Below are 13,327 nucleotides of genomic sequence, written 5' to 3'. Positions count from 1 at the left end.
CCCTCCGGCCCTACGATAGGTCCCGTGAACGCGATCCCAGACGTCCCCATCCCGCCTGATCTTTCCCGCCGGTACGCCCGTACCCCTGCGGGACGCACCTGGCTGGCGGCACTTCCTGACCTGATCGGGCGATTCCTCGACCAGTGGGATCTGGAGCCGGATCTGGAACCGGGTGCCCTTCCCTGGAACGGGCACGGCGGCGTCGTCATTCCCGTGCGGCGCCGGGACGGGCAGGGGTCCCCGGGCAAGGGCGAGGCAGCCGTGCTGAAGCTGGCTTTTCCGCATGAGGAGGCCACCCGCGAACACCACGCCCTCGCCCTGTGGGGAGGTCACGGCGCCGTCAGGCTGCTGGCCGCCGACGCCGGTTCCTGCGCCCTGCTCCTGGAGCGCCTGGACGCGTGCCGCTCCCTCCTGGATGTCCCGCTGGACACGGCGGTGACCGCGTGGGGCGGCGTGGTCCGCCAGCTCAGCGTGGTCCCGGACAGCCGGCCGGAGTGGCGGGAAATCGACCACGTGGCGGCACGGGCCGAGCAGTGGAGCGATGAATTCCCTGAGGCGTGGGAGCACCTCGGGCGGCCGTTCCCGCGATGGTTGCTCGAGGCGGCGCTGGAGGTCTGCCAGACCCGCGGCGCCGTGGGCCGGCGGTCCGGTAAAGATGTCCTGGTCCACGCGGACCTGCACTATTTGAACGTGCTGGCCCGGCCCGGCGTGCCGGAGCCTGGAACCCGGAAGGAAACACCGCCGCTGGAGTACGCTGCGATTGATCCCCAGCCCATGATCGGGGAGGCGGAGTTCGCGGTGGCCCCGGTGCTGTGGAACAGGCTCCGGGAACTGCCGCAGCAGGATCCCGGGCGGGCCCTGCTCGCGCGGTGCGGGGATTTCAGTGCCGCAGCCGGGCTCGACGCCGAGGCCGCCCGGCAGTGGAGCCTGGCGCGCGAGGTGGAGAACGCCCTCTGGTATGCCTCGCAGCGCCACTATGACGGCGATCTGGCCCGATCGCTGTGGGTGGCGAGCACGCTGGCGGGCCGGACGCTTCCCGGCCTGCCCGCCCCGCAGGAGCTGCCCGATCCGGGCCAGGACATGGCCCACTGGGCGGCGGACCAGCACTAGCCGCAGCCGGCTCCTTCAGCACTTGGCGATCCGGGGACTTTTGGCTCTTCCCCGACCGGGGGTGCCGGGGAGAAGGCTGGACACATGCACGAACCCCGTGGCGGGCGCTCAGCCGCCGAACCTGCCGGGCAGGAGGGTCGGGACAATGACGATCCTTTCCTCCGGTATGCCGCCCGCTTCGAGCGGCCCATCGTGGAGATCAAGAGTATGCTCCGCGGCTCCGTTAACTCCCCGGCCGAGATCGCCCGTGCGCTCGGCTTGCCCGCCGCAGCGGCCGAGGGACCGGCATCGTTTTTCGCCGACTTCTCCGCGCCGCACGGAACCCGGCACATCCGGGCCTGCGGTGCAGCCGCCTGCTTCGCGGCGTCCGGCGGCAGGCACATGGCGGAAGTGGAAGCGGCGCTGGGAGTGGAGGCGGGGAGCCGAAGCGCGGACGGCGCCGTATCGCTCCAGGAAGTGCGCTGCCTGGGCTACTGCTTCGGCGGACCGGCGGCCCTCGACGGCGGGGACGCGTGTGCTGGGCCCGACCTGGCGGCCCAGTTGCAGGGGTCGTCACCGCGGAAGGCGCCGCCCATCCCGGTGTCCTGTGACAGTGCGTATCCTGTGGTGACCGCCGGGCTGCTCGGAGCATCGACGCCATGGTCGGCCTGGCCCGGCGTCGTCGCCGCAGGAACACCTGAAGATGTCCTCAGCCAGGTCGAATCCGCCCGGCTGAAGGGACGGGGCGGAGCCGGCTTCCGCGTCGCCGCCAAATGGCGGGCCGCACTGGAACACCCTGCACCGCGGGTGGTTGTGGCCAACGGTGATGAGGGCGACCCCGGTTCCTTTGCGGACCGCTTGCTCATGGAACAGGACCCGCACCGTGTGCTCGAAGGCCTCGCCCTGGCCTGCTTCGCTGTCCGCGCAGAAACCGGCGTCGTGTTTGTCCGCTCAGAGTATCCCGACGCCGTCGCCCGCCTGCAGGAAGCGCTGCTCGAGGCACGCGCTGCCGGGCACCTCGGCCCGGACGCGGGAGGCAGCGGATTCAGCCTGGAGATCCACGTAGCTGTTGGCGCGGGGTCGTATGTCTCCGGCGAGGAAACGGCCCTGTTGAACGGGCTCGAAGGCCTGCGCGGCGTCGTGCGGCCACGCCCGCCGTTTCCCACCACACGGGGGCTCCACGGACGGCCCACCGTAGTCAACAACGTGGAAACACTCAGTGCGGTGCCGTGGATAGTGCAGCACGGCGGAGCCGCATACGCGGCGATGGGGACCGCGGACGAGGCCGGCACGGTGGTCGCCTGCCTGTCCGAACGGTTTCTCCGGCCCGGCGCCTACGAGGTGGAGATCGGCACGCCGGTCCGGCGGATCGTGGAAGATCTCGGCGGCGGGCTTCGGGACGGGGCAGCGATGCGTGCACTGCAAATCGGCGGCCCCCTGGGCGGCTTCCTCGGCCCGGCCGACCTGGATGTGCCCCTGAGCGATGCCGCCCTCACCAGCCGGGGAGCGGCCCTCGGCCACGCAGGGATCGTCGCCTTCGATGACAGGCTTTCGGGCGAGCAGGTGCTGCGGAACCTGTGGGACTTTGCGGCGGCGGAGAGCTGCGGGCAGTGCTCGCCCTGCCGGGTGGGGACATGGCGCGGCCGGGCCCTGTCGGAGCGGTCTGACGGGCCGGATATCCGCCGGGAACGCGGCGAGGTGCTGCGCACGATGGCGGCGGGCAGCCTGTGCGCTTTCGGCCGCCGGGTGCCGTCCGCGGTGTTAAGCCTTGCCCGCGTCTACGGCCTGGACGGATGGCCGTCGTGAAACTCGTTGTCGACGGCCGACTGGTCGAGGTCGCGGCCGGAGCCACGCTGCTCGATGCTGTGCGGGCGGCCGGTCTGGCCCTCCCGACGTTGTGCCACGATGACCGGCTCACCACCGTGGCCTCGTGCCGTACGTGCCTGGTCGACATCACCGGCCGGGGCCCGGCCGCCGCCTGCAGCACCCCGGCGGAGGACGGATTGCGCGTCGCCGTCGAGGCGTCCCGGGCGTTGCGGCGGGATGCCCTGCGGGCCATCGTCGCGGGGCTGCCGACGCGGGCGCTGGACGTCCCGGCCGACCGCAGCGAACTGGCCCGGCAATGCGCCGACTACGGGGTGACTGCCCCGTCTGGTGCCGTCACGCCGCCGGAGCGCGGACTTGACCACTCCCACCCGTACGTCAAGCTTGACCGCGATCTCTGTATTGCCTGCGGGCGGTGTGTCCGCGCCTGCGCGGAGATCCAGGGCACGTTCGCCCTGACCCTCACGGGCCGCGGAGCCGGCACGGTGGTGGCGCCGGGCACGGGTGGCCCCTGGGCGGAGTCCGACTGTGTCTCGTGCGGGGCGTGCGTGGATACGTGTCCCACCGGCGCCCTGTCCGAGCCCGGGCTGCTCAACATGCTGCCGATCGAACGGCAGACCCGGACCACCTGCGGGTATTGTGGCGTCGGCTGCACCCTGGAGGTCTCCACCCGTGACAACGTGATCATGACCGTCCGGCCCGCCGGTGAGGGCTCAGTGAATCGCGGCCACGCGTGTGTCAAGGGACGGTTCGCCCACGGGTTCCTGGGTTCAACAGACCGTCTGACAACCCCGCTGATCCGCAGGAACGGAACCCTGGCGCCCGCGTCGTGGGAGGCCGCAACGGGTTACGTGGCCGCCAGGCTTGCCGGGATCCGGGACGCGGACCCGGGCGGATTCGCCGTCATCTCCTCGGCCCGGGCCACCAACGAGGAGAACTATCTGGCCCAGAAATTCGCCCGGGCAGTCATGGGGACAAACAACGTGGACAACTGCGCCCGGCTCTGTCACGCCCCCTCGGCGGCCGGCCTGGCCGCCACGTTTGGTCTGGGCGGAGGCACGAATGCATTCGATGACCTCGACCGGTGCGACGTGATCCTCCTGGTTGGCGCGAATCCGACGGCGGCGCACCCCGTTGTCGGTTCACGGATCTTCCAGCGGGTCATGGACGGCGCCCGCCTGGTGGTGGTGGATCCCCGGCGCACGTTCCTCGCCCGGCACGCCGACGTCCACCTGCGGCCCCGGCCGGGAACCAACGTGGCCGTGTTCAACGGCCTGGCCCACGTCCTGGTCCGCGAGGGGCTCCTGGACTCCGCCTTCCTTGATACCCACACCAACGGCTATGACGAGCTGCTCGGGTTGCTCGAGGACTACCCGCCGGAACGCGTAGCCGAAATCTCCGGTGTCCCGGCGCACGACCTCGTGCGCGCCGCCGTGATGTACGGTCAGGCGCTGGTCCCGGCAATCTTCTACGGACTCGGCGTGACCGAACACCGGCACGGCACGGACGGTGTCCGGACCCTGTCCAACCTGGCACTCCTGCGCGGTGCCGTCGGGCCGGGTGCCGGCGGTGGGGTGAACCCGCTGCGCGGGCAAAACAACGTCCAGGGTGCGTCTGACATGGGGGCTCTGCCTGACCTGCTGCCCGGCTACCAGAAGGTCTTGGACCCGGCAGCGCGGACCCGCTGCGCCGAGGCCTGGCGGGCCGATGTGCCGTCGCGGCCAGGGCTTCGGATCCCGCAGATGTTCGCGGCCGCCCGGGACGGGGCGTTGCAGGCGCTGTGGGTGATCGGGGAGGACGTGCTCGCCACCGATCCTGACAGCGCTTCGGTGCGGGCGGCCCTGGCTGCCTGCCCGCTGGTGATCTGCAACGATCTGTTCCTCTCCCCCACGGCCGCCGCAGCGGACGTCGTCTTTCCCGTGGCCGCCTGGCTCGAGAAGGACGGCACGTTCGTCAACTTCGACCGGCGCTTCCAGCGGGTCAGGGCCGCCGTGGCGCCCCCAGCCGGCGTCCGCACAGACTTCGCGGTGCTGCACGCCGTCGCGGCCGGCATGGGGGCGGACCTTGGATGCCCCACACCGGAGGAGGCCATGGCGGAGTGCGCCAGCCTGGCGCCGCTGTTCGGCGGAATATCCCACGCACGCCTGGACCGGGACGGCCCGCTGCATTGGCCGTGCGGGTCCGCCGTTTCCCCCGGAACACCTCGGCTCTATCAGGACCGGTTCGCCACCCCGGACGGTCTGGCACACCTGGCCGCGCGGCCGTACCTGCCGCCGGGCGAGCAGTGCGACGCGGCCTATCCGTACCTGCTCGTCACCGGGCGCAGGGCGGAGCATTACAACTCCGGCAGCATGACCCGCCGGACCGACAACCTGGTCCTGCTCCCCGACGAAACGATCGACGTCGAGCCCGGGGACGCGGCGGCGCTGGGACTGAATGACGGCGATACTGTCCGGTTGGACAGCCGGCATGGAATGGCGGTCCTGCGGCTCAGGATCACGGACGATGTGGAACCCGGTCAGGTGTTCGCGGGCTTCCATTTCCCCGGCGCAACAGTCAACAGCCTCACCTCTGCCGTGGAGGACGAGGTAACGGGGTGCCCTGAATACAAGGTGACCGCGGTCCGCATCTCCGCGCACGCGTAACTCGCTAACCCCCGCAGTCAGCCCCGCACCGCCGCCAGCGCGTCGCGGACGGCGTCGACGGCGACTCTGACGTCGGCGTCGTCCGTGCTCCAGTTGCTCACCGAAATCCGCAGGATATCGCGGTCCTGCCAGCGTGACCCGGACATCCAGACCCGGCCATCAGCCATGACCCTCTCCGTCACGGCCCGGGTCACGGCGTCGTCGCCAAACGCCAGGGACACCTGGGTGTAGTCGACGTCGTTGAGCACCTCCACGCCGTCCAGCGCCCCGAGCTGCTCGGCCAACTGCGCGGCCCGCTGCACGAGCGTGCGGACCTGGCTGGCGACGCCGTCGCGGCCCAGGGATTTCAGCGCCGCCCACACCGGGACGCCCCGCGCGCGGCGGGAGAGCTCAGGCACGGACTCGAACGGGTCCCCGGCACCGTCCGCGGCCTGGATCAGGTAGCTGGTGTGCAGCCCCATCGCCGACCGCAGGGCCTGGGCGTCGCGCACGATCACGATCCCGCAGTCGTACGGGACGTTGAGGGTCTTGTGCGCATCCGTCCCCCACGAATCGGCCAGCCCGAGTCCCGCGGTCAGGGCGGACAACTCGGGCACGGCGGCCGCCCAGAGTCCGAAAGCCCCGTCCACGTGCACCCAGGCGCCGTGCGCCTTCGCGACGGCGATGGCCTCGGCGAAGGGGTCGAAGGCGCCCGAATGCAGGTTGCCGGCCTGCAGGCACACCAGGGCCGGGACCGGGCGGCTGTCCTCCCCCGCACGGAGCGCAAGGTCCAGGGCGCAATCCAGCTCGGCCGGGATGATGCGCCCCTGGCGGTCGGACGGCACCACGGTGGGACGTCCCAGGCCCAGGTAGCGCAGGCCGAGGTCGATGGTGTCGTGCCGTTCCTGCCCCGCAAAGCAGCGGATCCGGGGCGCACCGGCGAGGCCGTCGCCGTCGAGGTCCCAGCCGGCGTCGGCCATGAGCCGCCAGCGGGCGGCGGCGAGGCCGGTGAAGTTGGCCATGGTGGCGCCGGTGGCGAAGCCGACGTCGGACTCCCCGGGCAGACCCAGCAGCTCAAGGATCCATTTGCCGGCGGCTTCCTCGATCGCGGCGGTGGCGGGCGTGGCGAAGCGCAGCCCCGCGTTTTGGTCCCAGGCGCTGAGCAGCCAGTCGGCCGCCAGCGCCGCCGGCAGCGTGCCGCCGATGACCCAGCCGAAGAACCGCCCGGACGGCATGGCCATCAGCCCGGGTTCGGCCTTGGCCGCAAGATAGTCCACCACTTCCGCCGCCGGCATGCCCTCTTTGGGCAGCGGTCCGCCGAAGTCGGCCGCCAGCTCGGCCGCCGTGACCTGCGGCCCGATTCGGCGTGTTCCCTGGCTCTCAAGCCACCGGCGTGCGTGTCCGGCCGCGGCCTCGAGGGCATCCCGGTAGCGTTCCTCACCTGCTGACATAGCTGCATGCTACGCCCGGGGCCAGCGGACCGGGAGTCCCATGCGGGTTGCCGCGGAACCAGGCGGCTTAGGACAGGTTGTCCTGCCAGACGTCGGAACCGAGCTTGATGATCAGCGCGCCCACCAACACCAGGAACACGATCCGGATGAACTTGCTCCCCTGCCGGACCGCAGTCCGGGCACCGAGGTAGCCGCCGGCCATGTTCGCCATGCCCAGCAGCAGCCCGAGCCCCCACAGCACGGCGCCGTGCGGAACAAAGAACAGCAGGGCGCCGGCGTTGGTGGCCACGTTCACGATCTTGGCCTTGGCGCTGGCCTCCAGGAAGGCGTAGCCCATGGCCGAGACGAGGGCGATGATCAGGAACGAACCGGTGCCGGGACCGATCAGGCCGTCGTAGAAGCCGATCACGCCGCCGATCAGGCAGGCCACCACGTAGTGCCGGTGCCCCGCGTGGCGCAGCTTGGTCAGCTCACCGATGCCGGGCTGGAAGGCGGTGAAGAGCGCGACGGCGATCAGCGCCAGCACGATGATCGGCTTGAACACGCTGGCCGGCAGGTTGGCGGCCAGCGCCGCACCGCCGTAGCTGCCCGCCAGCGCGATCGCTGCCATGGGCAGGGCGGTGCGCAGATCGGGCCGGACGCGGCGGTAGTACGTGGCCGCGCTGGTGCTGGTGCCGAAGATGGAGCCCATCTTGTTGGTCGCCAGCGCCTGGACCGGGCTGATGCCCGGCACCAGGAGCATCGCCGGGAGCTGGATGAGCCCGCCGCCGCCGACGACGGCGTCGACCCATCCGGCCGCCAGGCCGGCCACGACGATCAGGATGACAGTTCCGAGCTGGATCGATTCGAGTCCGGAGACCATTACTTAGTACGGCTTAGTACGGCGCCCGGGACGGCGCGGCATCAGCTGTTGCGCACGGCGTTGACCACGTAGTCAACAGCCTTGTCAACGGCTACATTCTCGGCACTGCCGCTGCGGCGGTCCTTGATCTCCACGACGCCGTCCACGAGTCCGCGCCCGACGGCGAGGATGGTGGGGACGCCGACGAGTTCGGCGTCGCCGAACTTCACGCCGGGGGAAACCTTGGGGCGGTCGTCATAAATGACGTCCAGGCCGGCAGCCTCGAGCTCCAGGGACAGTTTTTCGGCGGCGGCGAAGATCTCCTCGCCGCGGCCCACGGCCACAACGTGGACGTCGGCGGGGGCGACGGCGCGCGGCCAGACCAGGCCCCGGTCGTCGTGGTTGGACTCTGCCAGGGCCGCCACGGCGCGGGTGACGCCGACGCCGTAGGAGCCCATGGTCACCACCACCTGCTTGCCGTTCTGGTCCAGGACTTTCAGGTCCAGGGCGGCGGCGTACTTCCGGCCCAGCTGGAAGATGTGGCCCATTTCGATGCCGCGGGCGGTTTCGAGGGGACCGGAACCGTCGGGCGCCTCGTCGCCGGCGCGCACCTCGGTGCACTCGATGACTCCGTCCCAGCCGAAGTCGCGTCCGGCGACGAGGCCGAAGACGTGCTTGCCGGCCTCGTTGGCGCCGGTGACCCAGGCAGAGCCGCTGACGACGCGGGGATCCACGAGGTAGAGCAGCTTTGCGGCGCCCTCGCTGCCCAGCAGCGGCGCGTCCAGGGACATGCCGGGGCCGAGGTAGCCCTTGACGATCAGGGGCTGCTTCTTGAGGTCGTCCTCATTGGCGGCTTCGAGCGTGATCTCACCGGCAATCGGCAGGAAGGACCCGATGTTCGCCTCGACGCGCTTGAGGTCCACACCGCGGTCTCCGGGGAGGCCGATGACGACGATCTGGCGTTCGCCGGTGGGCAGCGTCACGGCGAGGACGACGTTCTTGAGCGTGTCGGCGGCGGTCCAGGGGCCGCCGTCGGCCTCTGTGCGCGGAACCAGCACGTTGGCGGCGTCGACGAGGGTTTCGATGGTGGGGGTGTCCGGGGTGTCCCGGACTTCGGCGGCCGGGGCGTTGCTGAAGTCGATGTCCGCGGGGACCACTGTGGTGACGGCCTCGACGTTGGCCGCGTAGCCGCCGGCCGAGCGCACGAAGGTGTCCTCACCGATCTCGGTGGGGTGCAGGAATTCCTCGCTCTTGGACCCGCCCATGGCGCCGGCGGTGGCAGCAACCGGAATCACTTCGAGGCCGAGGCGCTCGAAGATCTTCAGGTACGCGCCGCGGTGGGCGGCGTAGCTGTCGTCCAGGCCGGCGTCGTCGACGTCGAAGGAGTAGGAATCCTTCATGATGAATTCGCGGCCGCGCAGCAGGCCTGCGCGCGGACGCGCCTCGTCGCGGTACTTGTTCTGGATCTGATAGATGCTCAGCGGCAGGTCCTTGTACGAGGAGTACAGGTCCTTGACCAGCAGGGTGAACATTTCCTCGTGCGTGGGGGCCAGAAGGTAGTCGTTGCCCTTGCGGTCCTTGAGCCGGAAGATGCCCTCGCCGTATTCGGTCCAGCGGTTCGTGGCCTCGTAGGGTTCCTTGGGCAGCAACGCCGGGAAGTGGACTTCCTGGGCTCCGATGGCGGTCATTTCCTCGCGGATGACCTGCTCCACCTTGCGCAGCACACTGAGCCCCAGCGGCAGCCAGGTGTAGATGCCGGGCGCGGCCCGCCGGATGTAGCCGGCGCGGACCAGGAGCCGGTGGCTGGCCACCTCGGCGTCGGCGGGATCTTCGCGCAGGGTGCGCAGGAACAGCTTGGAGAGTCGAAGGACCACAGGTGGGGTATCCGTTTCTGGGGAAGTGCGGGCAAAGCCTAAGAAAAGCATCTAGGTACTAATCTACCGTCCAGAGTGCACCGCTTTGCCGCGCCGGCCCCGCTGCGGCCCCGCTTCTCCTCCGCTTCTCCCCCGCTTCTGCCCCGCTTCTGCGGAGCGCGGCGCATGGAAGAGCCACGCCATAACTGATGGAAGCCCCTGGCCGTTTTCCGGCTGGTCATCCCGTCATGGCGTGGCTCCGTGGCCCCAGCACCCCCAGATCTCAGGCTGCGAGCTACTTGGTGTCGTCTCCAGGCGTTGTCTTCCCCGGAAAATGCGTTGGGGAGTGCGCGCGCCTATGCGACACGGCTAGGTAGAACCTATGTGACATGCGGCCGGGAAGCAATAGTCTGCAACCGGATATTTTCGGCATGTCGTTGCGGATCCATGCGCGGCGGCAATCGGGCTACTTCCCGACGAGCGCGGCGGCCTGATCCAGTAATTTTCCGGCCCGGGAGATGGCGTCGGCCTCGCTGCCGCCACCTGCCGCGCTGACGGTGATGAGAACGCCGTCCTGGATCACCTGTCCGGTGATCGCAGATTGCTTCCGGCCACCCGGCAGTGCGGTGTCTGTCCGGTACGCGACGGTGCCCGGGGTTGAGCCGACTCCGGCCAGCTTGGTCAGTTTGAGGTCCACTTTGGTGCCATTGGTCGTGAATGAAAGGGCTGAGCACTTATTGAAGTCCTCGACCTGGGCGAGTCCCTTCTTGAGGAGCTTGGCGTCAGCCCGGAACGCCAGGGAGACACCCGTGGAAGCGCCCGTCCCGGCATCTTGGGCCACCCCCGCCGCGACCGCCGTGCCCTCGGTCGAGGCTGCCTGGCCACCAAGGGCCAGAGCCGCGCACTCCGCGGGTTCCACCGAGATCGATGCCAGCAAGGACTTTGCCTGTTCGACCGACTTCTTGAGATCGGCAAGCGGCATCACGGTGAGCGGCTTGCCGTGCGCATCCTTCAACTGTGCCACGAGGGCCGTCAGTTCATCGCTCGTGTAAGCCTTGGCTTGCGTCTGGGTGGGAGTAGGCGTCGTGGCCGCGCTGGGAACCGTGGTTGCGGCCTGGGCTTGCGCACTCTTGGCTGTATCCGGCGAGCCGGTGGGCGTGCCACATGCGGCCAATCCCATGGCGCCCCAGGCGAGGAGCGCCGAGGCCCCGAAAATGCGCAGCACTGATGTCTTCATGTTTCCCCCAAAAAACTAGACCGGCCAGCCGGCATTTGCCCGCTAGAAGAGCACTGTAGCGAACGTGCCCACCTGGCGAAAGCCCACCCGATCGTAGGTGGCGCGTGCCTTGGCGTTGAACCCGTTGACGTACAGGCTGGTCACCGGCGCGAGGGTCTGGGCGAGGACGACGACGGCGGCCATGTAGCCCGCGCTCAGTCCCAGTCCGCGGAAGTCGGGATTCATCCAGACACCCTGGACCTGGGTCACTTCCGGCGTGACCGCGCCGAGTTCGGCTTTGAAGACCACATCGCCGGCGGCGTTCACGTGCACGAGGGAATGGCCCTGGCGGATGAGGCTCTTGACGCGCCGGCTGTAATACTCCTTGCCGCCGAGGTAGGGCGAATAGCCCACTTCTTCCTCAAACATTGCGGCGCATGCGGGCAGGATCTTGTCGAAGTCAGCCAGCTGGCCAAAGCCGAGTGCGGGCTCGGGCCGGACGGCGGGCGGCCCCGCGATCGTCAGCAGGGGCTGGTGGTCCCGGACTTCGTGGGCGGTCTGGCCGAGCTGCTCCAGCGCCGCGTAGAGAGCCAGCACAGTTTCGGCGGGGCCAAAGATCGAGGCGTAGCGGCGCCCGGAGCGGTGCGCGGCCATCGCAATGAGGCCGGCGAGCTCGGGCGCCAGCTCGATCGGCACCAGGTTGGCGCCGGCCCAGCAGGCACCGAGGAGGGTGCCGCCGTCGAAGACGCCAAGAATGCTGGCGCCCCCGGCCGTGGGAGACGCCGTACCTGCGGTCTCCAGGTGCGAGAGGATGAAGACATTGGCGACGGCGTCCCGGTGCGCCAGCGCCAGCAGTTGTCCGGTGTCCGCGCCGCCAAGGACCCGGACGACGACGCCGGGAGCGGCGTCGTCCTTACGAGACGCTAACCACGGGGCTACCCTTGACAGCATCTTCGCCATCGGCGTCCCCCATCTCTTCTGCGATACGCATGGCTTCTTCGATCAGTGTCTCAACAATCTGATCCTCCGGGACAGTCTTGATGACCTCGCCCCTGACAAAGATCTGGCCCTTGCCGTTGCCGGAGGCAACGCCGAGATCGGCCTCGCGGGCCTCGCCGGGACCATTGACCACGCAGCCCATGACTGCCACGCGCAGCGGGACTTCCATCCCTTCCAGGCCAGCGGTGACCTGCTCGGCGAGCGTGTAGACGTCCACCTGGGCGCGGCCGCAGGACGGGCAGGAAACGATTTCCAGCTTGCGGGGGCGCAGGTTGAGCGACTGCAGGATCTGGTTGCCCACCTTGATTTCCTCGACCGGCGGGGCCGAGAGGGAGACGCGGATGGTGTCGCCGATCCCGCGGGAGAGCAGGGCGCCAAACGCCGTGGCGGACTTGATGGTGCCCTGGAAGGCCGGTCCGGCCTCCGTGACGCCGAGGTGCAGGGGCCAGTCGCCCTTTTCGGCCAGCATCTCGTAGGCGGCAACCATGATGACCGGGTCGTTGTGCTTGACGGAGATCTTGAAGTCGTGGAAACCGTGCTCCTCGAAGAGCGACGCCTCCCAGACGGCGGATTCCACGAGGGCTTCCGGGGTGGCCTTGCCGTATTTCTTCATGATGCCCGGTTCCAGGGATCCGGCGTTGACGCCGATCCGGATGGAGGTGCCGTGGTCCTTGGCGGCGCGGGCGATCTCCTTGACCTGGTCATCGAACTTGCGGATGTTGCCCGGGTTCACGCGAACGGCGGCACAGCCGGCCTCGATCGCGGCGAAGACGTACTTCGGCTGGAAGTGGATGTCCGCGATCACCGGGATCTGGGACTTCTTGGCGATGATCGGCAGCGCCTCGGCGTCATCGGCCGACGGGCAGGCGACGCGCACGATGTCGCAGCCGGAGGCCGTGAGTTCCGCGATCTGCTGCAAGGTGGCGTTGATGTCGGTCGTCGGCGTCGTGGTCATGGACTGAACGCTGATGGGCGAATCGGAGCCGACGCCGACTGATCCCACCTTGATCTGGCGCGTCTTGCGGCGGGGGGCAAGAACGGGGGGCGGTGCTGACGGCATTCCCAGGCTGACCGAGGTCACATGGACTCCCTTTTAGAATTCGAAGTTGCGAAGGTGCGGGCGGGACGGGCTAGGCGTGCTCGGCCAGAAGACCGGTCAGCGGCGCCCACACGGTGGTGCGGGTGCCCGAGATGGCACCGGCGGCTGCGAAGGGGTCCTGCCGCAGAAGGTCATTCAAGGCCGCCTCATCGGCGGCCTTGAAGATGAGCAGCGCGCCTGCACCGTCGCCGTAAGGGCCGCTGGCCAGCAGGGCGCCGTCACGGGCAAGATCCGCGGTCCATTCGCGGTGCGCCGGGCGGCTGGCATCGCGGACCTCGGATGATTCGGCGTCGTACACGTACTCCACAGCAAAAACAGTCATATGGATACA

At 69.4% G+C, this 13,327-nt stretch carries 10 protein-coding genes; 3 read left to right on the top strand and 7 right to left on the bottom strand.

The genetic code is table 11. The features are described from left to right. Positions 1 to 24 precede the first annotated feature (24 nt). The 3 genes from AC1DDH_RS14935 (at position 25) to fdhF (ending at position 5,558) form a co-directional block, all read left to right on the top strand. Positions 25 to 1,110 (top strand): aminoglycoside phosphotransferase family protein, encoded by a 1,086-nt coding sequence (locus AC1DDH_RS14935; protein WP_476955722.1) that lies wholly within the window; start codon positions 25 to 27, stop codon positions 1,108 to 1,110. Positions 1,111 to 1,194: 84 nt separating this feature from the next. Continuing rightward, positions 1,195 to 2,895: an NAD(P)H-dependent oxidoreductase subunit E gene (locus AC1DDH_RS14930; RefSeq protein WP_476955721.1), complete on the top strand. Its 1,701-nt coding sequence runs from the start codon at positions 1,195 to 1,197 to the stop codon at positions 2,893 to 2,895. Next, positions 2,883 to 5,558: a formate dehydrogenase subunit alpha gene (fdhF, locus tag AC1DDH_RS14925; protein WP_476849424.1), complete on the top strand. Its 2,676-nt coding sequence runs from the start codon at positions 2,883 to 2,885 to the stop codon at positions 5,556 to 5,558. Before AC1DDH_RS14930 ends, fdhF begins: the two co-directional genes overlap by 13 nt. Positions 5,559 to 5,575: 17 nt before the next feature. Here fdhF and AC1DDH_RS14920 read toward each other — a convergent pair whose 3' ends face one another. From AC1DDH_RS14920 to AC1DDH_RS14890, 7 genes are all read right to left on the bottom strand, one after another. Continuing rightward, the gene (locus tag AC1DDH_RS14920; protein ID WP_476859055.1) at positions 5,576 to 6,988 is read right to left on the bottom strand and encodes a pyridoxal phosphate-dependent decarboxylase family protein; all 1,413 of its coding nucleotides are present in this window, start codon (positions 6,986 to 6,988) and stop codon (positions 5,576 to 5,578) included. Positions 6,989 to 7,055: 67 nt separating this feature from the next. Next, on the bottom strand, positions 7,056 to 7,850 hold the full coding sequence (locus AC1DDH_RS14915; protein WP_476955720.1) for a sulfite exporter TauE/SafE family protein: 795 nt from the start codon (positions 7,848 to 7,850) through the stop codon (positions 7,056 to 7,058). Between the two features lie 41 nt (positions 7,851 to 7,891). Beyond that, on the bottom strand, positions 7,892 to 9,703 hold the full coding sequence (locus tag AC1DDH_RS14910) for a proline--tRNA ligase (RefSeq protein ID WP_476849421.1): 1,812 nt from the start codon (positions 9,701 to 9,703) through the stop codon (positions 7,892 to 7,894). A gap of 445 nt (positions 9,704 to 10,148) precedes the next feature. Beyond that, positions 10,149 to 10,919 (bottom strand): hypothetical protein, encoded by a 771-nt coding sequence (locus AC1DDH_RS14905; RefSeq protein ID WP_476872779.1) that lies wholly within the window; start codon positions 10,917 to 10,919, stop codon positions 10,149 to 10,151. Positions 10,920 to 10,961: 42 nt separating this feature from the next. After that, positions 10,962 to 11,849, bottom strand: coding sequence for a GNAT family N-acetyltransferase (locus AC1DDH_RS14900; protein ID WP_476955729.1), 888 nt, complete (start codon positions 11,847 to 11,849; stop codon positions 10,962 to 10,964). Beyond that, the gene (ispG, locus tag AC1DDH_RS14895; protein ID WP_028277109.1) at positions 11,812 to 12,978 is read right to left on the bottom strand and encodes a flavodoxin-dependent (E)-4-hydroxy-3-methylbut-2-enyl-diphosphate synthase; all 1,167 of its coding nucleotides are present in this window, start codon (positions 12,976 to 12,978) and stop codon (positions 11,812 to 11,814) included. The genes AC1DDH_RS14900 and ispG overlap by 38 nt, the downstream gene beginning before the upstream one ends. A gap of 49 nt (positions 12,979 to 13,027) precedes the next feature. Beyond that, entirely contained in the window at positions 13,028 to 13,318 is a 291-nt protein-coding gene (locus AC1DDH_RS14890; RefSeq protein WP_476856456.1) for a YciI family protein, read from the bottom strand. Between the last annotated feature and the right edge of the window lie 9 nt (positions 13,319 to 13,327).

The organism is Arthrobacter sp. 10T425, from assembly GCF_056393985.1.
The sequence above is the reverse complement of the archived record's forward strand: the minus strand, read 5'-3'. Positions and strand labels throughout refer to the sequence as shown.

Bases quoted from the DNA above. Each gene is read 5' to 3' on its own strand.
- AC1DDH_RS14915 (WP_476955720.1), bottom strand. From the start codon at position 7,850: ATGGTCTCCGGACTCGAATCGATCCAGCTCGGAACTGTCATCCTGATC.
- AC1DDH_RS14890 (WP_476856456.1), bottom strand. From the start codon at position 13,318: ATGACTGTTTTTGCTGTGGAGTACGTGTACGACGCCGAATCATCCGAG.
- AC1DDH_RS14930 (WP_476955721.1), top strand. From the start codon at position 1,195: ATGCACGAACCCCGTGGCGGGCGCTCAGCCGCCGAACCTGCCGGGCAG.
- AC1DDH_RS14900 (WP_476955729.1), bottom strand. From the start codon at position 11,849: ATGCTGTCAAGGGTAGCCCCGTGGTTAGCGTCTCGTAAGGACGACGCC.
- fdhF (WP_476849424.1), top strand. From the start codon at position 2,883: ATGGCCGTCGTGAAACTCGTTGTCGACGGCCGACTGGTCGAGGTCGCG.
- AC1DDH_RS14905 (WP_476872779.1), bottom strand. From the start codon at position 10,919: ATGAAGACATCAGTGCTGCGCATTTTCGGGGCCTCGGCGCTCCTCGCC.
- AC1DDH_RS14920 (WP_476859055.1), bottom strand. From the start codon at position 6,988: ATGTCAGCAGGTGAGGAACGCTACCGGGATGCCCTCGAGGCCGCGGCC.